The organism is Nonomuraea turkmeniaca, assembly GCF_005889735.1.
Classification (GTDB): domain Bacteria; phylum Actinomycetota; class Actinomycetes; order Streptosporangiales; family Streptosporangiaceae; genus Nonomuraea; species Nonomuraea turkmeniaca.
Genome location: NZ_VCKY01000070.1, coordinates 1 through 17,127 on the forward strand (window position 1 = coordinate 1; position 17,127 = coordinate 17,127).

Here is a 17,127-nt window from a genome sequence, read left to right on the forward strand (position 1 = left end):
CGCCGGCCAGTTCTTCAACAACAACAACGACACGGCCTGGGTGACCAAGGCCAACGGCGATGTGCTGTCCAGCTACTCGTGGGACCACAACGGCGGCTACGTCTTCAAGCCGTAGGAGGCAGACATGTCTCAGATGCCGACCATCGGCCGCATCGTCCACTACACGCTCGGAGAGCAGGACGCGACCGCAATCAACCGGCGCCGCGCCGACTTCGAGGCGTTCCGGCGGAGCCTTGTCGGTCCGCAAGAGCCAGGCATGCCCGGCGCGGACGGCCACCAGGCGCACGTTGGCAACACCACCCGGGCGGGCGACGTCTACCCGGCCGTCGTCGTCCGGGTGTTCCCCGGCGGCACAGAGTCCAACGGCGTCTGCAATCTGCAGGTGCTGCTCGACGGCAACGACACGTACTGGGCCACGTCTCGTACCGAGGGTGATGGCGAGTTCCGCTGGTCTTGGCCCGCACGGTCCTGAGGAGGACATCATGATCAAGGTAGGCAGTTTCGCCAAGGCGATCGTTAGTGCCGCCGCCGCTGGCACCGCCTCGCTGGCCGTCGCCATGGGCGACAGCGTGATCGAGACGGGCGAGTGGGTGACCGTCGCCCTGGCCGTCCTCGGCGCGCTGGGAGTGACGTACGTCGTCCCCAACGCCGCTCAGTCGGAGCGCCGCCCGTACTAGGCTGTGGCCTGCCCGGGTGCGAGAACTGGAGGGGGACTCGACCCGGGCAACTCCCTTGGAGGACCGATGGAGTACACCGGCCCGCACATCTCCCGTAACGTCGCCGAACTGCTCGGCATCCCCCTCGACGACCCGGACGTGGAACCTGAGCATGACTCCGGCGACGTCGACCAGTAGGCCACCCCTCCCCGGGTGATGCTGAAAGCCCCGCTCGTCTCCTTCGGGAGGCGGGCGGGGCTTTTGTGTGTCTCCTCGGGCCTACTTACGGGGGACCGCTTATGTGATGGCGACAGGAACGCTTCCCATCGACCCGTCGCGGGGGCGTAACGTCCCACTTCTCCAGAGCGACGAACGGGAGGAAGTAACGAGGATGGGTGGTGCATGGGCCAGAGGAGCGTCATGACCGATAGATTGCCGGGCGCGCCGCTCGACGAACTGCCGTTGACGGAGAAGAAAAACCAGCTCAGCCTTGCCTTCACCCACATGGTGGCTTCTGCTGCTGGCTGCTCGATCAAGAGTCACACGACGGACTACGACGGGGTCGACATCACGGTGACCTCGTCGGCGGAGTACGAGATGTGGTACGCCCCCGACTTTGAACTCCAACTCAAGTGCACCGAGCAAGAGAGCCGATACCTGAAGGAGGACTACATGGCCTGGCCGATGGAGGCCGGGCCGTTTCGTCGGCTGACCAACCCAAAGCGTTACAACGCGGCTCTTCTGGGCGTTCTTGTAGTGCCCGATCTTGGGGTGCCATGGCTGGATCAGGACAAGGACCGGCTCCTCCTCCGTGGGCGCATGTACTGGCAATGGGCATCCAAGCTGGGCGAAATCCCTGACACGCAGGACTCGAAGATCGTCCACCTACCAACGAGTAACCTCTTTGATGTAGAGCAACTTCTTGGCATCATGAGGCACATCGGAGATGGAGGCCATCGGTGAAGCGCTCCGCCCTTGAATCCTCCCTCTTGGAGCTGGTCAACAGCTTGGCTCCCAGCGCCGTCTCCCAGTTCCTCGCATCCCATGATTGGGAATTGGAGTCCCGGCAGGAGCACGTACGCGAAATCTGGCGGCTGCCAGATCGCAGTCCTCAGGCTGCACGGATCATGCTTCCGCTTGCGACCGACTTCGTCGACTTCTCCGAGCGCTTCTATGATGCGCTGAGAGCCATCGGGCGTGTGAACGACTGGGATGCCGACAGGCTCTATGAACGCATCATCGCCACTAGATCGGACCTGCTGTACATCCGCCTCGACCAAGCGATGCCGGATGGGACCATCCCGATCCGCCAGGCAGAAGCCACCATCGAATCGATCTACCGGATGATGAAGGCAGCGGCGACGACCACAGCGGACCCGAGTCACTCGCACAGGGGACGTCGATCCGCAGCCGTCACGGAGTTCTTGGATGATGACGTCCGGCTCGGCCACACCAAGCGTGGCAGCTTCGTGTTCACTGTGGTGGCCCGGCTGGAAGATGAGAGTTCGTCGGATGATCTAGACGCGCAAGTGGCTGTCATGGCGGGGGAACCCTCGTTCCAGCGCAGAGTCATGCAAACCTTGGCGCGAGGCCTGCAAACGACCAACTACCTGGCGCGCGGGCAGGCGCGTGAGGCATTTGCGGATCCGGCTGCGTGGGGGCTTAGCGCCAACCTGGTCGAGGCACTGGAAGAGATGGCCCAGCCTGAAGGGCTGCGTGCGCTCGATCTCTCCTTCGAGTGGGCAGCCAGCGAGGCGCGGCCAGACGTCGGAACCGAGCCGATCCACCTGGAACACGAAGTATTTCCCGAGCTAGCACGCGTGAAAGAGCGACTCGTCCGGCAAGAGGAGCCCTCGCATCGGGAGACCCTTGTGGGTCACGTTAGGTCACTTACCCGGGAGGAAAGTGCGGGGGAGGAAGAGACAGGTACGGTCGTCATCCGGGCCGTCGTGCGCGGGCGCGACCGCAACGTGCACGTGACCCTGTTTGGCGAGGATCACGACTGGGCGATTCGGGCATACCGCGCAAAGATTCCGCTCACGGTGACTGGCGATCTGGTTTACGAGCGACAAGCCTGGCGATTGCAAGGCGAGATCGAGCTGGATACGAGCTTCCTGCGGCACACGCTGGGCGACGACCCCGAAGACTGACCGAACGTCCCGCTCCACCCGCAGGAAGAGCGGGCGCCGAGCGAGAGAAGCTGGCTGGCGACAATCCCGTCAAGGTCGAGCAGGCGCTGCGGAAGGCAGCGAGGGGCGATGACGGGCCGCCATCCGCGGCGTAGCCTCCCTCACGTATCACCAGCACCACCCGGGAGATCGCCGTGGAGATCCCAGAAGACGCGGTCAAGGCCCTGCAGGCGTACGACCGGGCGGACGCCGAATGGCTGCGGCTCGCCCTCGAACTCCTGACCGGCAACGCCTCGCGTGCGGCTCTCCGGCAGGCCGGCGCTGTACGAGACCATCTGCTGGCCGAACTGTGGGACCTGCCGTGGTGGGAGACCGTCGACCCGCTGACGGCGTATGTGGCGCTCAGGAGAGCAGCGAGGGCATAGGACAGCCCCGGCCTCTCTAGGAGACCGGGGCCGATATATGAACACCCCGAAGGGTGCGGGGTTCAGACGCAGTCCGGCCACCGCTCTCCAACCGAGCAGCGGCGGGACACGTTCTTACTGGTGGTGTGCTCGACGACCCGGCCGCCGGCGTCTTCTCGTACGCTCACCGAGCGGCGGCTGCGATCCACCACCGTCCCCGCCGGCGTGCTGCCGTGGTCGGCGCAGGCCACCAGCAGGGGAGCGGCGAGAAGCAGCGCAGCGATGAAGCGGCACCTCATCAGCTCCACCCGGCCTGCTTGCGCTGCTTCTGGTCGGCCAGGCGGTGTCGCACCGCCTCCGGGTCCGTGAACGAGTCAAGCCGCGGGTTGGCCTTACGTGCCTTCTCGCGAAGGCGGGCCATCTTCTCATCGCTGACGTTGAGCTTCGATCGCTCGATGTCTCTGCGTGCCATGTTGATCTCCTTTGCGTTGTGGGGGTCTGGCCTTGCGGGCACCCGCCCGACCGGGGAAGAGCCGGGCGGGCACATGCAACGTCCGCTACCAGGAGAAGCGGCCTTCCACCTGGCCGTTCTTGTTGGTGACCTTGGCGGTGCCTGACCGCTTGTCCTCCTCGTACGTCAGGTCCGTCGCGTCGCAGCCTTTGTCGTTGGCGATCTTCTGAAGGGCGAGGCGCTCACGGCCGCGCTTGGTGGCCGCTCTGCCTACGGGTTCCTCGGTCTTACGCATGACGGTCGTCCTTTCGCATATGCGTGGAGCTGGCTGCTCCGGGCACCCGCCACGGCCCCCTAAGTCGTGGCGAGCACCCGCAACGGTCAGTGCCACGCCGGATTGCCGGGATCCTCAGCTCGGGCCGTGCACCATTCGGAGTCGGACGCGTTGCGGCGCAAACCGTTGAGACGGGCCTTGGCCTGACGCGCGGCGGGACTGTCGGACAGCTCCGGCTGGCTGGCGTAGAAGGCGAGCTCCTTGGCTGCTTCCAGCAGCTTCTTCACGTGGTCTCGTCGCATCACTGCCACCAGCAGTGGTAGGGGTCGTCAGGGCACATCTCCAGCGCCTTCTTGGTCGGCTTCTTGCCGGACTTCTTCGGCTTCTCGTCACGCTCGGCCGGCCTCTCGCCGACGTCCTTGAAGAGCGTGCCGAGCTTGCTCAGGTCCGGCGGTGGGGTCTTGCCGTCACCGAGCGCCCCGGACATGCCGATGCCTGCGATGATCGCGCCGACGACGACCAGCCCTTTGGCGAAGCTCCACTCCGCCTGACGGTGAGGTTTCATTCGGCGGACTCCTTCGGCTCAGGCATGGTGCGCGGGATCGGCTTGGGCCGGAGCGCTTCGCGGACGAACAGGACGATCACGCCGATGGCCATGACTGCGAAGAGCGCCATCACGATCAGAGCGGCGGCGAGGCTGTCCTGGGCGAGCATCAGGCCCACGAACAGCACGGACAGCGCGAACGCCGAGCTGCCCAGGAGGATCAGGAGGATCAGGAAACGCTGCATGTCCCCTCCTACCGGCGCTGGAGGGTGCCGCGGCCACTGCAGGAGTGGCACTTCTTCGTCGCAAGCGTCTTGCCCTTGCCCATGGTGAAGTTGTTCACGACGACCTCCCCGACGCCGTGGCATGTGGGGCAGCCAACGGACTGTCGGCGGCTGAAGGGGAGTTTCATGTCTGTTTCTCCGATCGGTTGTAACGGGATCTTGGGAGCGGGTGCTCCGGGGACCCTCCCGGGGGAAATACGGGAAGGTCTCCGCAGCTACCGCTTAGCTCTGCTGGCTCTTCGGAGGCCGGTTGGCGACGTCCATGCCGTCGAACGCCGGCGGCGCCAGGTCGGGATGCCAGACGTCGATGCGTCCGTACAGTTCCTTGCTCACCACGCTGGCGTCGGCGTCGTCAGTGGAGGTGATCGGGTGGCCTTCGCCAGCCTTGTCGAAAGCCCACGCGACGACGCGCTGATGCCACGTCGTGCCGTCCTTCTCGTGGTGCGTGACCATCCATCCGTCGCCGGGCACGAAGCCCACGTACTCTCGGTCCTGGCTCACTGGTACTCCTTTTCTGCCGGTTTCGAGGGTCTAGGGACCCCTCTGGGGAGGGTCTAGGACTAGACGTTTTGGGTCTAGGAACTAGACGGTGGGCCTAGGAAACTAGAGGCTGCTGACCTGGGAAAACGGGTTCCTAGACGGGCTAGACGGGGTTCTCTAGAGTGCTGAATCACCGCCGTATGAGCCCGTCGAGTGCTTCCACGAACCAGGAGCGGCGGTAGCCGTTCCGGTTGTTGCCGTCGATGTCTTGACCCTTGGGTGCGATGCCGTACGGACGCAGCAGGCGGGCCAACTCCAGCGGGTCGTCAGCGAGGTGCGTCCACGCCGGGTCGTGTGCCAGGCGGGGCAACAGGTCGGCAGTCCAGATCTTCTCCGCGTCGCCGCAAGCTGCCACGCACGCAGTCAGCAGGAGCCGGCCCGGGTGGGTGTCGGTGACCGGCAGCGTCCCCGCGGCCTTGCGGAGCTTGTAAGCCGTCCTGGCCAGGCGGGTCACATCCGGATCGTCGAGAAAGCCCGTCCGGCCGGTCACTGGCATGGTGCCTTCGGCCCACAGCAGCCCCGAGCCCCGCTGGGAGGCGTCGATGAGCTGGGCGTTGTAGCCGCGCGAGGACCACCCATCGCCGAGGATCATGTCGCTGGACGCCGGCGTCAGGCAGCGTAGTGCGAACCGGATGGACAGCAGGTCGCGAAGGTCGGTGTCCACCACCTTGGAGCTGGGGCGCTGGGTTGCGTAGCTGTTGTAGATCCCGACGAACCGGCCACGAGAGACCAGGTCCCGCAACTTACCGGTGATCTTCTTTCCCCACTCCTCATGAGTGGTGAAGAATGCCAGCTCGTCGATGTGGAACAGCAGCATCGACCAGCCCAGATCCTCCGCCAACTCCCTGGTCAGCTTCTTGACCCGCCGCGCCTTGAGCTGTGCGCCGCGCTCCTCCATCACCTCGATGACCTCACACACCAGGTCGTAGGCACCCTCTGGGTCCGGGCGCAGCACAGCCCTATGTGCCAGGTCCTCGTAGTCGAGCAGATCCACGCCCTTGCCATCCACCAGCCACAACTGCACGTACGGATCAAGAGCGGCGAAGCACAGCAGGATGTTGCACGCCACCGACTTGCCGGCCTCGGGCTCTCCTCCGACCAGCCAGGAACGGCCGGCCATGTGAAACCCCATGGGCAGGCCGCGGACGGTGCGGCCCAGTGGCACGCGCTCCGTCCACACGTTCACCGCGGTGGTACGGCCCTTCAGCTCGCAGTCCACCTTGAGTTCAGACAGCGGGTCCCGGTCAGGCGACCACAGACGGCAGCGTCCCTCGTGGTCAGGTACAGGGTCGACATACATGCGGGCGATGCCACGGCCGGAGGCGGCGGCCAACTTGGCGCGCTTCTTGGCGACCTCGCTGTAGGTGACGCTGTCCGGCAATTCGACTTCGACGGTCCAGGCGTCGCCATCTCGCACGACACCAGGAGCGATCACCTTCACCTGCTCGACGCGCCTTGCGATCTTCGCTCCGACGAAGATCTGTCGGATGGCCTTGCCGCTGGGGTGCCGGCCGATGTCGCGTGCGCCTTCCTCGGTGATGTCCTGTACGGCCTGTCGGCGCCGAATGATGACCTCGGCAGCCCCGCCAGCCGTCGCGGTGACAGCCAGCAGGATCGCTGGGCCGCCCCACCAGGGCCAGTCCATGAAAAACCACAGGACCCCATCGCCCACGACGCCGGTCCCGAGCGTCCAGAGCGAAACCTTGCGGCGGCGGGCCCGCACCGCCTCGACCAGCTCGGGCTTCGTCGCCATGGACGCCTCATGGTCGGCTGCTGTCACCCATCGCCACCAGCCGCCGGCCGCTCGGCTGAGCCCCAACACCCCGTACTTGGCGCTGGCTTTGGTGGCTTTGGCCGAGATGCGGAGGACTCCGCCGTGTTCGTGCCGGATGACGTCGACCTGCCGGGATATGGGTGCCACGACCACGTCGATGGTGTGCCGCGGCGACCAAACCCGGGTCGGCTCGAGCGGCGCCAGCTCGGCGGGGTCGCGGACCGCGATCTCACGGCTGTCCGGCATGTCTTCCTCCGCAGACTGGGGCGGGTCTGCTGGCGGATCGAGGGGAGGAGCGTCCGCTGCGTCGCGGACCACCCTCAGCCAGCGTTCGGGGTTGGTCACGACCGCAACTCCACGGGCTTCCGGGGCAGGTTGTGCCGCTTCAAGGCGATCCGGACAGCCACCCATGACGCGCCGAGAGCGATCGCGACGAGCGCGCCGTGCAGACCGATGCGGAACGGCGTGACCAGGGGGATCAGGAACGCGCCGCCGATCGCCACGAGTGTCCAGCCGATGACACGCACCCACCCGGTCTCGCGCAGCACGCCGGCCATCTGGTGGCGCGTCTTCGCGGTCGGTGAGTCAGGACGGGCCGCGCACAATGCCAGGGCCACAGCGGACAACAGGGCGAAGAAGAATGTGTTCATGACTGGCCTCCGCACGGGGTCTGGCCGGCGACGCGCTGGCAGCCGGTGCGGGAGCGGGAGTGGTTGACGCCGTGGCGGGGACACCTCGGCAGGTCCTCTAAGCGGTGGATGTGACCACAGATCGGGTCCTGGTAGCGGGTCATGATCCGTTCCTCTTTCCGGGCTGGAGAGCGCGCCGGGTACGGCCATCCATGGCGGCCAGCCACTCCTTGGCCTTTCGCGCGCCGTACTGGGGGGAGCACCCGCCGGCCGTGGCCAGCTCGGCGCCGGTGGGGATACGCCGCTCTACCTCGACGATCCGCTGCCAGTAGGCCCACATAGCGTCGGTGGCGCGGGTTTCGTCGGCGGTTTCATCCCGTGTTTCGTCGGGGCCGCGGTCGGGGTTCTCGCGGTAGCTGTTGATCAGCTCGTCGATGGCGGCCTGTGAAACCTGCACATCAACCTGATCGTCAACCTGGCGGAGGGTTTCGTTGGCGGTTTCGAACTGGGGGAGCGGGCGGCCTTCGAGCCGGGCGATGTAGGCGGCCATCGACTTGATCGCCGCGGACGTTTCGGGGTCGCGCTGCTTATTGAGTGCGTCGGCCCACTCCTGCATCGCGTCGGCCAACTGGACGGCCTCATGGTGCTTGGCGGCGCCAGTGACGAGCGGGTGGTCGGTCAGCGCCCACGGGCCGGTCGCGGTCTCCAGGAGAGTGCACAGCTGCTCGGCGCCGCCGAGAGTGGACACCTGGTCGAGCAGCGCCCACTTCATGCGGTCGTCGCGGGCCAGCCCGGTGTGGGCTACGGCCTGGTCTAGTCGCCGGTCTAGCGTTGCCGCGGCCTTGCGGACCTTCCGCTCGGAGGCTTTCGCGGCGCGCAGCTGGTGGACCTTCTTCGCGGCAAGAGCGACCCGGGTGACGCGGCGGTGTGCGTCGACCTCGCCGGCGGTCCGGTCGGTTGCCTCAGCCAGGCCGAGCCGTACGAGGATGCGTTCGGGGGTGAGCCGCCAGTTGATGCCGGACGTTCCCCGGATGCGGCGCCGTTCGATGGCCATGCCGCGTTCCCACAGCCAGGCTGCGACCAGCGGCGCTGCCAGCCGGAACACAGCCTCACCAAAGCTGGCCGCGTCCAGGCTGGACAGGACGGCGGTGAGGCAGGCCAACGCCCAGACGGCCATCCCGTCGACGCCTGCTTTGAAGTTCTCCCGCATGCTGCGCTTGGCGCGGACGGCGCTCGTGATGATCGCGACCTCGATGAACCCGAACAGGACGATCCGCAGCGGCCACCACAGATGCAGGACGTCGCCGGCAAACTTCCACATGCCGGTCGCTGACACGCCAGTGGCGATGGCGGCGGCGATGATAGTGAGGTTGTCTTCGAAGCTGTTGCGCTTCATGACCGCCACCACGGCACGGACGACGCGGCGGATCTGCAGCAACCCGAACACGGCCGCGGCCACCCCTACGGCTGCGCCGACGATCCACCACACCCAAACGGGCGGCAGGTCCAGGTACTGGGTCACGTCCATATCGGGGTCCCGTTCAATCGAGAGTCAGTAGATGGGGGGCTCGGCTCAACGCGAGCGGTCACAGTTGTTCGCGTGATCCCTTGCATCCCAGTTGGAGCAGTTGGCCCGACTGGCGCCGCAGGTGCAGCGGAATGTCCCTAGAGGCGGTTGACCAACGGGCCGGGTGTTCTCGTCTTCGGTCTGAACCCAGGTGACGAGTCCGCCGCCTTTGGTGGGGTGGGGAATGGGCTTCATCTGTCGAGGTCCTTTCGTGGAGTCGAAGGTGTGGAGCCCCGTCCGCGCGGAGTGGCTTGGGCGGGATGCCGGTACACGTCCGCCGCGGACGGGGGAGTAGAGGGTCAGATCATCAGCCGCTCTCGGCCTGCGCGTGCTCGTCGTGGCCCCGTTTGGCCCCCGACTCGGACATGTAGGGGTTGGCACCCTCGGCGCCGCACGAGCACTTCCAGCGGTAAGTCGACGGTCGGCTGCAGCCACTGCCGATGGGCTGGAGGATGAAGACGTGTTGGGCCATTTCGATCTCCTGAGGTTGGAGGGGGGATGGCCCGGCTGCCGCAGGAGGCGCTGCGAGGAGGGAGCGACAGCCGGGCCGGTCTCACCGCCGCGGCTCCTTGACGCAGGAAGCACAGGTGCAGCCGCGCTTCTCGACACACGGGCCGTCCAGGAAACCGCGGCGCTTCGGCTGGTGAACCATGCGGCTGTAGACCTCATCGGTCGCGGCCTGGATCTCGGCGGGGGTACGGGTCGTGTCGGGGGCCGGGGTCTTCATCGAGACACCGCCTGACGGCGAGCCTGGTAGGCGGCGAAGTCAGCCACGTTGTCGGGCAGCACGGTGGCGGGGGCGATCTCTACGCCTCCGGCCTCGAGGAGGCTGCCCGCCATGGCGGCGAGGAAGGACGCCTCTTCCAAGAGCATCCGGAACTGGTCCACTGGGACCGTGATGGTTCCCGGAATGCGTTGTAGTGGGACCTCGGGGCGAATGCCCGTAGACTTCGACACGGATCTCTCCTCCTGGGCGACAGGTGTGAGGTGATCAAGGGCGGGTTCAGGTGTTCGCAGCATCTGACCCGCCCGCCTTGTGTATGACCACAGACTATGCCAACTTTCTGGTCATAGTCAAGATTGTTGGCATAGAATCTGGGCCAACATGTATGCCACAATGAGTGGATGAACGAACTCACTGATGAGCAGCGACTTGAGCGGATCCGGGAGATCAAGGCCCGAATGGACGCGGACCGCGCCGAGCTGTTCGCCTTGATTCGTGAGGTCTTTCCGGAGAACCGGGGCGAGCCGCCCGTGCGCGGGAGGCTTACCGAGGTTGTGAAGGCGTCGGGGTGGACACGCACATACGTGGCCGACATCCGCGACGGGAAGATTGAAAGCAAGGGCCATAACGCTGAGGCTAGGTAGATAGCCTCAGCGCCTGGAGACACCCCCAGTACACCTTTCGAAGGGCTGCGGGCACAGATGAGCAAAGGGTCCCGTATCGCAGGTACTGCGAGTACACCGTCCTCCACGGGCGTCATCGCTGGGGCCGTTCTGCGGGCCTGTCGCGAGGCCATCGGCGGCACTCAAGAGCGGTTCGCGGAGCTCGTCGGCGTCGACCTCAACACCATCAAGGGATGGGAAACGGGGCGGCGCCCTCTTATGAACGCGTCCGGCCGCACCCTGCTGATGCTTCGCCGCAGACTCCTCCAACTCGGCACTCCAGCAGACCTTGTTCAGCACCTGGACACAGCAATGGATGCCGACCTGTTCATATCGAACACGATCGAGAACGGCACCGAGCACTCGCTTCTTGGCGACTGGGTAGCCACTCGGTGCTGGAGTGACCTTTTAGCTTGGGGACTCGCAGGCCGTACCCCAGATGTGATCAGCAAGCATCTCGGCGCCAGCGCAAGGGCATCGCTTACCCCCGACGTCCGGAGCCTCTTCTTCGAGGCCCTGCGCAGAATCGCTGACGTCACACAAGGGGAGAGCCCGGACGCCATGCTGCTACGCCGTCAGGTGTACTACATGGCCGCATGGGACCCCGAGTCTGAGCAGTGGTTAGCGAGCACGGAACGCAATGAGCTCCGCCAGCACGGGGGGCGTACAAACGGCTGGACGCCGGCGTGGCCCCTGCTCCGCTCCATCGCGGTCGCCCGAGCATGCCAAGGGGACCCAACGCTCCTCCATGACTTCATCGACAACCACCTGGCGGACGATCTATGCGAGGCTGCGAACCTCAACTACTGGTCGTACTGGGTTGAAGAGACGACAGGGATCGCCGGATCGGACGACTTCATGGCTGTCGACCTTGGAGCTCAGCAAGGCGGGACGCTGTTACGGCACCTCGCAGAGGGGCTCGAGTCGGATGTGCCCTACCTGCCCTTGTCTATTCACGCGTCCTGTGCTCTCATCCAACGACGCCCAGCCCTCATCATGGAAGACCACGAGCTGGCCCGCCGGTTAGGAGATCAGGCGGCCAAACTTCTTGATGTCAGCGCCGGACTCCCTGCGCGTACCCGACGTGAACTGGAAAACATCCACTTCGCGGCCAAGATGGCTGCGGGACCCACCTAGGAGCACCAAATGTCTGACCCCCGCGATATCGTGCCGTTCCTCTACGAGGCGGGCCACCTCAAGAGGTCAGCGCGACAGGGATGGTGGATAGCTGGTGTGCAAAATCCTGAGTCGGTGGCCGAGCACAGTTTCCGGACTGCGATCGTCGGCTATGTCATCGCCGTCATGGAGGGTGCCGACCCGGAACGCACCGCGACTCTCTGCCTCTTCCACGACCTTCCAGAGACCCGGCTCGGCGATGTTCCCTCGACAGGAAAGCGTTACATCTCCCAGGCGGCAGCCGAGCAGGTGGCTAAGGATCAGACCGCCGCGCTGCCAGGGCACCTCGCGGACCGCATCTGCGGACTTGTCGCCGAGTTTGAGGAGAAGACGACGCCAGAGGCCAGGTGTGCCAAGGACGCCGACAAGCTGGAATGCCTGCTACAGGCCCGCGAGTACCAGGCGCAGGGCAACCAGCAGGCGCAGCCTTGGATCGACACGATGCTGGAAGCGGTAAGCACTGAGGCCGGCAGAAAGCTGGCAGCCGCAGCCGTCGAGGTAGCGCCTGAGGCGTGGTGGCACGACATCGTGTCGTCCTACGGGCGCAAGTGATGTGAGCCCTCCAGTCTTTCGGTACACAGAGTGGCCCGAACCGGATAGGGGGAGATCTCTCGGAGAGTTGTGCTCACTGGCCGGCTCCGTCCTGATTCCGATAGAGGCGGCTGACGGTGTAGTCGGCTGTCGGGATCGGGGACGAGTGCGAGTCAGAGGCCGTGTTGCGGTTGTTGACCCTGGCTGGCGGTCGCCGTTTCGCCCTCAGCTGCCTGACGTCGGTACGGGTCGGCGGCAGATCCGGGACTCGGCGGCCAGGGATCGGCAAGGCGCGGGTACGGGTCTCTACGCGTTCGAAGGCGACGGCCGGTTCGATTGCGGCGGCCTCGATGATCCATGAGATCTGTTCCTCGGTCCACAGGAGCCGATGGGAGATCCGGGTGACGGGTATAGAGCGTCCTGCTCTCAGATAGAGCCAGTTCTTGGATACTCGGAGGATCGCGGCTACTTCGTCGGTGTCGTAGAGCCGGGGGAGCGTCATAGCCGAAGTTAAGAGGGCGGTGGAGTTCCTAGGCGAATGTGAGCGCCATTCGTCGGCGGACCATCCTTGCCCCTGGGGATGAGATCTGTGCATCTCAGGAAGAAACGGGACCCGACTGGGTCACACTTCATCGGCGCCACGTCGAGCGACGATCTCGGCGGCGCTCAGGCTGTGCTGGTGCTCGACGTACCAGGCGCGCTCGTTGGCTGCCGCGTACCCGTCCCAGGTCTCCCGCTGTATGGCCGGCATGTCGTGGGGCGGCGAGACCTGCTTTGGCCGCCGCGCGTACAACCTGAGCAGGTTGTCGGGGTCGTAGCCGACCGTCCACGACGTGTAGTCGCCGCCCACGACAGGGATAGCGTCCAGCACGATTTGTACGCCGCCGCCGACGCCTCGCGCAGTGACAGTGGGAACGCCGCATCTGTCGCACGGGACCGGGATGATCGCGCTCATGTCGGGTTTCCGGTACGGAACTCGGGCTTGTGGGGTGTCATGAGCGGCGGTATCCGCAGCATGGCCTGAGAGTCCGGCGCCGTGGGGGAGTGGTAGTGCCCGTCAGGCGCGACCTCGCATCTCATGCGATCCACGGCCAGGCCGGGTTCGGTCGATCTGTACCGGTCGGTGCCGGGATGCTTGACGATCTCTTTCCTGCAGTGGGCGCATGCCTGAGGGGCTCCAGGCATGTTCGCCGGCTCGCCGCTCTCGTAGGGTTGATCCATGGGTCGGACCTCCAGCGTCCGATCGGGCCCCTGTCGGCGTTTGCCCGCCTGGCAGGGGCCATTTCTATGTGTGCTTCAGTCTGGCACGTCAAGGTGTCTTAAACCATCCCTCAGCGTGTTACAGGGCGTCTAGGTGTACCTATGTTTGCCCAGGTACAGCCCGGATTCTTGATCGCATGCATCCGAGTCGATCGAAGTGGCGGCACGCCTTCCGCGTCATCTGTGACCGGATCCGCACGGGCGAGCTGGCCGCCGGCGATCGGGTGCCGACCGTGCACGAGCTCATGCAGGAGTTCTCCATGAGCAACACCGTGGCGCAGAAGGTCCACCGCGCGTTGCGGGAGGCCGGCCTGGTGGAGACAGAGCCCGGCACCGGCAGCTACGTGCTCGAGGGTGCTGCCGAGAAGCTTCAGGCCGCCCACGAGGACGACGACTGACTCTCCGACCCCTGTGACTGGTACTCAATCGCGCGACCAGGGCACACCAGGTCATGCCCTGCCATGCCCGGTCTCGGCAGACCGGGCGCTGGTATGCCCTCCTACGGTCTGCCGCATGGTCGAGTGGGCGCCGGACGAGACGGTGTGGGAGCAGCTTTACGCCATTCTGCGCGATCGTATCGAAACGGGCGTTTATAAGCCAAGGATGCCGATTCCGTCGATTACGCATCTGGAGCAGGAGTTCGGCGTCGCAAGAGGTACGGTGCGGAAGGTTCTCAACAAGCTGAAGGATGACGGCCTGTTGCGGGCGATTTCCGGCAAAGGCACCTTTGTAGTGCCTCGATCGGAGTAATCGGACTTTCTTGCGCCCCAGCCGTTGAGGCTGGGGCGTTTTCGTTCTCGGCGTCCGTTGTCACGGAATGTCTCGATGTAACCCGTTACGTTTGGGCCCGCGCAAGTTCGACGAGATCAAGCCGAAGGTGCGCGTCTGACATGCCGCATCAGGGACCACCGGACACCGACACGGACCTCGACGAGCGGAAGCACGCCTGGCCTCTGACACTCCCCGCGCTGGCCGCCTGGGCCTGCGCCCTGGTCCTCCTCGGGTGCGCCGCCGTCGTAGGCATGATCGTCGCGGTGTCCACGGCCCTGGCCGCCTGTGCGGTGGCATGGCGCACTCGCGCGGCCACCAGGCCGCGTACGCGACCAATGGCCGAGCCGAGAAGGTGGCCACGTGTCAGGCGGCCGGGTGTGCGGCCATCGCCGGTTTGGCGCAACGTCACCGTCGCCACACTCATCTGCGCAGCGGCGGTCTCGGCGTCGGTCGCCTTCCGGATCCAGGCTCTCACCACAGGCCCGGCGGCCGAACTCGCGGCGAAGGGCTCATCCATCACCGCCCGGATCGCCCTCACCGACGACCCCCGACGCAGAGCATCCGGAGGCGGACGTTTCAACCAGGACAGTTACGTGGTCCGGGCCACGCTCGAGATCATTCAGACCGCCGGAGGCAGACAAGCCGTCAGCGTCCCCATCACCGTCTTCGCCGGCGGCCGCGACTGGAGCGGCCTGCTCCCCAGCCAGCACCTCGAAGTCACCGGCCGCCTGGCGAAAGCGACCCCTGGCGACTTGGTGGCAGCCGTTCTCCTGGTCCGGGGCCCACCACGGGTGCTGACGCCACCGTCCCAGCTCCAGACGGTCGCGGGCAGTCTGAGATCCGGGCTGCGCACCGCCGCCGACATTCTTCCCCCGGACCAGCGAGGCCTGCTCCCCGGTCTGGTCGTGGGGGACGTGTCCCGCATGGATCCCCAAGTGGCATCCGATCTCAGGGAGGCCGGGATGAACCACCTCCATGCGGTCAGCGGAGCCAACCTGGCCATCGTCGCCGGCGCAACCCTGGCGATCTCCCGCTTGATCGGACTTTCCCTGCCCATGAGGGCGGGCTTCGCCGCCATCGCGATGCTCGCGTTCGCCGTCGTGGCCCGCCCGTCCCCGAGCGTCCTGCGGGCCCTCCTCATGGGCCTGGTGGCGGCCGTAGCCCTGGGTACAGGACGCGCGAGGGACGGCTTCGCGGCCTTGTCGGCAACGGTTCTGCTGTTGATGTTGTTCGCACCCGAGCTGGCTCGCTCGTACGGCTTCGCCCTCTCGGTCGCGGCGACCGCGGGCATCCTCATCCTCGCCCCACGCTGGCGCGACCGCCTGTCATCCGCCGATGCCGAGGAGGAGGGAGGCGACTCGCCTGTAGGGAGGCGTGCGGAGGAAGGCAGTGTGCCCGTGAGACGGACGTTCGACCCGCCCGTAGCGTCCCCAGGCCGCGACGCCGGCCGGCCGTACCGGTTTCCGCGCTGGGTGGCAGAGGCTGTGGCCGTGCCGGCGGCCGCTCAGGTGGCCGTGACGCCCGTGCTCGTGCTGATGTCGGGACAGCTGACGCCCGTGGCCGTGCTCGCCAACCTGCTCGTGACGCCGGCGGTGGCTCCGGCGACCCTGCTCGGCTTTGGCGCCGCACTCGTGGCGCCCCTATGGCCTGATGCGGCGAGCCTCCTGGTCATCCCGGCCGGGTACGCCGTCGGCTGGATCATCGCGGTTGCCGGCTGGGCCGTCGACCTGCCTTTCGCCACGCTGCCCTGGCCCAGTGGCCTGCTGGGGGTCGCCCTGCTCGGGCTTGTGGTGGCGATCGCGATACCCGTCCTGCGCCATCGAGTCTGGCGAGCGCCGGCGCTGACGGTCGCCGGTGCCGCGCTGGTGACCGTCCTGGTGGTACGTCCCGTCGCAGGGCCGTGGCCGCCCAAGGACTGGTTGATGGTGATGTGCGATGTCGGGCAAGGGGATGGGCTGGTCATCGCGGCGGGGCCGGGCCGGGGCGTCGTCGTCGACGCCGGGCCTGACCCCATCGTCATGGACCGGTGCCTGCGCAGGATCGGCGTTGACGACGTACCGCTGCTCGTCCTCACCCATCCCCATGCCGATCATGTGGACGGGCTCACGGGGGTCCTCAGAAACCGGCGCGTGGGGGCGGTGGTCGTCAGCCCGCAGCGCACGGAGGGCAGAGCCCACGCGCATGTATCGGTCACCCTGGGACAGCGACGGATACCCGAATGGACGGCGGTGCCGGGGAGTCGCTGGCGGTTCGGCCCTTCGGAGCTGAGCGTGCTCGCTCCCGATCCCTCCATGAGCGAGATGCACGGCCAGGGGGAGGGCAGCACGATCAACAACTCCAGCGTGGTGCTCCACGTGCGATGGCGTGCGGGATCAATACTGCTCGGTGGCGACCTGGAGACCGAGGCCCAGGAAGAGCTTCTGCGCCGCGTTCGTGTACGGGCCGACATTCTCAAGACCCCGCATCATGGATCCAACCGGCAGTCGCCGGCCTTTCTGGCTTCCCTCGGGGTACGAGCGGCGCTGATCAGCGTGGGCGCAGGCAACGACTACGGCCATCCGGCCCCGTCCACGCTCGCCCTGCTGCGGCGGCTCGGCGCGATCACCTACCGCACAGACCGATCCGGAGACCTTGCGGTTGTCGAGCGCGACGGGGGATTGGCGGTGGTGGCCCGCGGACCGTAGTGGCCGCGTAGCACCTTGCAGCGGACTGATGTCGTGGCAGGTCGGTCAGATGCAGCGGACCTTATGG

25 protein-coding genes and 1 pseudogene are annotated in these 17,127 nt (G+C 66.2%); 12 read left to right on the plus strand and 14 right to left on the minus strand.

All coding sequences use genetic code 11. The features are described 5' to 3' along the window. The first annotated feature begins 124 nt into the window (after nt 1-124). The 5 genes from ETD86_RS21490 to ETD86_RS21510 all read left to right on the plus strand — a co-directional run bounded on the left by ETD86_RS21490 (nt 125) and on the right by ETD86_RS21510 (nt 3,210). Nucleotides 125-472: a hypothetical protein gene (locus tag ETD86_RS21490; protein ID WP_138667946.1), complete on the plus strand. Its 348-nt coding sequence runs from the start codon at nt 125-127 to the stop codon at nt 470-472. A gap of 10 nt (nt 473-482) precedes the next feature. Further along, nucleotides 483-677, plus strand: coding sequence for a hypothetical protein (locus ETD86_RS21495; protein ID WP_211370211.1), 195 nt, complete (start codon nt 483-485; stop codon nt 675-677). Nucleotides 678-1,076: 399 nt separating this feature from the next. Beyond that, the gene (locus ETD86_RS21500) at nt 1,077-1,619 is read left to right on the plus strand and encodes a DUF4365 domain-containing protein (protein ID WP_246148061.1); all 543 of its coding nucleotides are present in this window, start codon (nt 1,077-1,079) and stop codon (nt 1,617-1,619) included. Continuing rightward, nucleotides 1,616-2,806 carry a hypothetical protein gene (locus ETD86_RS21505; RefSeq protein ID WP_138667948.1) on the plus strand — a complete coding sequence of 397 codons (1,191 nt, stop codon included), beginning with the start codon at nt 1,616-1,618 and terminating at the stop codon, nt 2,804-2,806. The genes ETD86_RS21500 and ETD86_RS21505 overlap by 4 nt, the downstream gene beginning before the upstream one ends. 173 nt (nt 2,807-2,979) lie before the next feature. Beyond that, complete coding sequence (locus tag ETD86_RS21510) at nt 2,980-3,210, plus strand: hypothetical protein (protein ID WP_138667949.1); 231 nt, start codon at nt 2,980-2,982, stop codon at nt 3,208-3,210. A gap of 62 nt (nt 3,211-3,272) precedes the next feature. On the opposite strand, the gene ETD86_RS21515 is transcribed toward ETD86_RS21510, so the two are convergent. From ETD86_RS21515 to ETD86_RS21560, 13 genes are all read right to left on the minus strand, one after another. Beyond that, nucleotides 3,273-3,497, minus strand: a complete 225-nt coding sequence (locus ETD86_RS21515; RefSeq protein ID WP_138667950.1) for a hypothetical protein — start codon at nt 3,495-3,497, stop codon at nt 3,273-3,275. Then, nucleotides 3,488-3,661, minus strand: a complete 174-nt coding sequence (locus ETD86_RS55300; protein WP_170223189.1) for a hypothetical protein — start codon at nt 3,659-3,661, stop codon at nt 3,488-3,490. Before ETD86_RS55300 ends, ETD86_RS21515 begins: the two co-directional genes overlap by 10 nt. An 85-nt stretch (nt 3,662-3,746) precedes the next feature. Next, entirely contained in the window at nt 3,747-3,935 is a 189-nt protein-coding gene (locus ETD86_RS21520; RefSeq protein ID WP_138667951.1) for a hypothetical protein, read from the minus strand. Nucleotides 3,936-4,021: 86 nt separating this feature from the next. Then, nucleotides 4,022-4,201, minus strand: a complete 180-nt coding sequence (locus ETD86_RS21525; RefSeq protein WP_138667952.1) for a hypothetical protein — start codon at nt 4,199-4,201, stop codon at nt 4,022-4,024. Nucleotides 4,202-4,215: 14 nt separating this feature from the next. Further along, entirely contained in the window at nt 4,216-4,479 is a 264-nt protein-coding gene (locus tag ETD86_RS21530) for a hypothetical protein (protein WP_138667953.1), read from the minus strand. Further along, nucleotides 4,476-4,703: a hypothetical protein gene (locus tag ETD86_RS21535; protein WP_138667954.1), complete on the minus strand. Its 228-nt coding sequence runs from the start codon at nt 4,701-4,703 to the stop codon at nt 4,476-4,478. Before ETD86_RS21535 ends, ETD86_RS21530 begins: the two co-directional genes overlap by 4 nt. Before the next feature lie 261 nt (nt 4,704-4,964). After that, complete coding sequence (locus ETD86_RS21540) at nt 4,965-5,243, minus strand: hypothetical protein (RefSeq protein ID WP_138667955.1); 279 nt, start codon at nt 5,241-5,243, stop codon at nt 4,965-4,967. A 169-nt stretch (nt 5,244-5,412) separates the two neighbouring features. Then, a complete protein-coding gene (locus ETD86_RS21545) occupies nt 5,413-7,302 on the minus strand; it encodes an FtsK/SpoIIIE domain-containing protein (protein WP_170223190.1) in 1,890 nt (629 codons plus the stop codon). Nucleotides 7,303-7,397: 95 nt separating this feature from the next. Further along, on the minus strand, nt 7,398-7,706 hold the full coding sequence (locus tag ETD86_RS21550) for a hypothetical protein (RefSeq protein ID WP_138667957.1): 309 nt from the start codon (nt 7,704-7,706) through the stop codon (nt 7,398-7,400). 139 nt (nt 7,707-7,845) lie between these two features. Then, nucleotides 7,846-9,213 carry a hypothetical protein gene (locus tag ETD86_RS57095; RefSeq protein ID WP_211370212.1) on the minus strand — a complete coding sequence of 456 codons (1,368 nt, stop codon included), beginning with the start codon at nt 9,211-9,213 and terminating at the stop codon, nt 7,846-7,848. A gap of 346 nt (nt 9,214-9,559) precedes the next feature. Then, complete coding sequence (locus ETD86_RS55305; protein ID WP_170223191.1) at nt 9,560-9,724, minus strand: hypothetical protein; 165 nt, start codon at nt 9,722-9,724, stop codon at nt 9,560-9,562. Nucleotides 9,725-9,805: 81 nt separating this feature from the next. After that, a complete protein-coding gene (locus ETD86_RS55310; protein ID WP_170223192.1) occupies nt 9,806-9,979 on the minus strand; it encodes a hypothetical protein in 174 nt (57 codons plus the stop codon). Next, nucleotides 9,976-10,140 carry a hypothetical protein gene (locus ETD86_RS21560; protein WP_211370213.1) on the minus strand — a complete coding sequence of 55 codons (165 nt, stop codon included), beginning with the start codon at nt 10,138-10,140 and terminating at the stop codon, nt 9,976-9,978. Before ETD86_RS21560 ends, ETD86_RS55310 begins: the two co-directional genes overlap by 4 nt. Before the next feature lie 237 nt (nt 10,141-10,377). Between ETD86_RS21560 and ETD86_RS21565 the strand changes: the two genes are divergently transcribed. From ETD86_RS21565 to ETD86_RS21575, 4 genes and pseudogenes are all read left to right on the plus strand, one after another. Beyond that, complete coding sequence (locus ETD86_RS21565) at nt 10,378-10,620, plus strand: hypothetical protein (protein ID WP_138667959.1); 243 nt, start codon at nt 10,378-10,380, stop codon at nt 10,618-10,620. A gap of 57 nt (nt 10,621-10,677) precedes the next feature. Next, nucleotides 10,678-10,842, plus strand: a pseudogene (locus ETD86_RS60135) (helix-turn-helix domain-containing protein); the annotation flags it as partial. Between the two features lie 108 nt (nt 10,843-10,950). Next, nucleotides 10,951-11,775, plus strand: coding sequence for a hypothetical protein (locus ETD86_RS21570; RefSeq protein WP_246148062.1), 825 nt, complete (start codon nt 10,951-10,953; stop codon nt 11,773-11,775). Between the two features lie 9 nt (nt 11,776-11,784). Continuing rightward, the gene (locus ETD86_RS21575) at nt 11,785-12,366 is read left to right on the plus strand and encodes an HD domain-containing protein (protein WP_138667961.1); all 582 of its coding nucleotides are present in this window, start codon (nt 11,785-11,787) and stop codon (nt 12,364-12,366) included. A gap of 601 nt (nt 12,367-12,967) precedes the next feature. Here the strand turns inward: ETD86_RS21575 and ETD86_RS21580 are convergent. Beyond that, complete coding sequence (locus ETD86_RS21580) at nt 12,968-13,216, minus strand: hypothetical protein (RefSeq protein WP_138667962.1); 249 nt, start codon at nt 13,214-13,216, stop codon at nt 12,968-12,970. A 526-nt stretch (nt 13,217-13,742) separates the two neighbouring features. Between ETD86_RS21580 and ETD86_RS21585 the strand changes: the two genes are divergently transcribed. The 3 genes from ETD86_RS21585 (at nt 13,743) to ETD86_RS21595 (ending at nt 17,060) form a co-directional block, all read left to right on the plus strand. After that, entirely contained in the window at nt 13,743-14,003 is a 261-nt protein-coding gene (locus tag ETD86_RS21585) for a GntR family transcriptional regulator (RefSeq protein ID WP_138667963.1), read from the plus strand. Nucleotides 14,004-14,118: 115 nt separating this feature from the next. Continuing rightward, on the plus strand, nt 14,119-14,355 hold the full coding sequence (locus ETD86_RS21590; protein WP_138667964.1) for a GntR family transcriptional regulator: 237 nt from the start codon (nt 14,119-14,121) through the stop codon (nt 14,353-14,355). 140 nt (nt 14,356-14,495) lie between these two features. Continuing rightward, entirely contained in the window at nt 14,496-17,060 is a 2,565-nt protein-coding gene (locus tag ETD86_RS21595) for a ComEC/Rec2 family competence protein (RefSeq protein ID WP_211370214.1), read from the plus strand. The last annotated feature ends 67 nt before the right edge of the window (nt 17,061-17,127 follow it).

Bases quoted from the DNA above. Each gene is read 5' to 3' on its own strand.
- ETD86_RS21490 (WP_138667946.1), top strand. From the start codon at position 125: ATGTCTCAGATGCCGACCATCGGCCGCATCGTCCACTACACGCTCGGA.
- ETD86_RS21495 (WP_211370211.1), top strand. From the start codon at position 483: ATGATCAAGGTAGGCAGTTTCGCCAAGGCGATCGTTAGTGCCGCCGCC.
- ETD86_RS21500 (WP_246148061.1), top strand. From the start codon at position 1,077: ATGACCGATAGATTGCCGGGCGCGCCGCTCGACGAACTGCCGTTGACG.
- ETD86_RS55300 (WP_170223189.1), bottom strand. From the start codon at position 3,661: ATGGCACGCAGAGACATCGAGCGATCGAAGCTCAACGTCAGCGATGAG.
- ETD86_RS21520 (WP_138667951.1), bottom strand. From the start codon at position 3,935: ATGCGTAAGACCGAGGAACCCGTAGGCAGAGCGGCCACCAAGCGCGGC.
- ETD86_RS21530 (WP_138667953.1), bottom strand. From the start codon at position 4,479: ATGAAACCTCACCGTCAGGCGGAGTGGAGCTTCGCCAAAGGGCTGGTC.
- ETD86_RS21535 (WP_138667954.1), bottom strand. From the start codon at position 4,703: ATGCAGCGTTTCCTGATCCTCCTGATCCTCCTGGGCAGCTCGGCGTTC.
- ETD86_RS21545 (WP_170223190.1), bottom strand. From the start codon at position 7,302: ATGCCGGACAGCCGTGAGATCGCGGTCCGCGACCCCGCCGAGCTGGCG.
- ETD86_RS21550 (WP_138667957.1), bottom strand. From the start codon at position 7,706: ATGAACACATTCTTCTTCGCCCTGTTGTCCGCTGTGGCCCTGGCATTG.
- ETD86_RS57095 (WP_211370212.1), bottom strand. From the start codon at position 9,213: ATGGACGTGACCCAGTACCTGGACCTGCCGCCCGTTTGGGTGTGGTGG.
- ETD86_RS55305 (WP_170223191.1), bottom strand. From the start codon at position 9,724: ATGGCCCAACACGTCTTCATCCTCCAGCCCATCGGCAGTGGCTGCAGC.
- ETD86_RS55310 (WP_170223192.1), bottom strand. From the start codon at position 9,979: ATGAAGACCCCGGCCCCCGACACGACCCGTACCCCCGCCGAGATCCAG.
- ETD86_RS21565 (WP_138667959.1), top strand. From the start codon at position 10,378: ATGAACGAACTCACTGATGAGCAGCGACTTGAGCGGATCCGGGAGATC.
- ETD86_RS21570 (WP_246148062.1), top strand. From the start codon at position 10,951: ATGGATGCCGACCTGTTCATATCGAACACGATCGAGAACGGCACCGAG.
- ETD86_RS21575 (WP_138667961.1), top strand. From the start codon at position 11,785: ATGTCTGACCCCCGCGATATCGTGCCGTTCCTCTACGAGGCGGGCCAC.
- ETD86_RS21585 (WP_138667963.1), top strand. From the start codon at position 13,743: ATGCATCCGAGTCGATCGAAGTGGCGGCACGCCTTCCGCGTCATCTGT.
- ETD86_RS21590 (WP_138667964.1), top strand. From the start codon at position 14,119: ATGGTCGAGTGGGCGCCGGACGAGACGGTGTGGGAGCAGCTTTACGCC.
- ETD86_RS21595 (WP_211370214.1), top strand. From the start codon at position 14,496: ATGCCGCATCAGGGACCACCGGACACCGACACGGACCTCGACGAGCGG.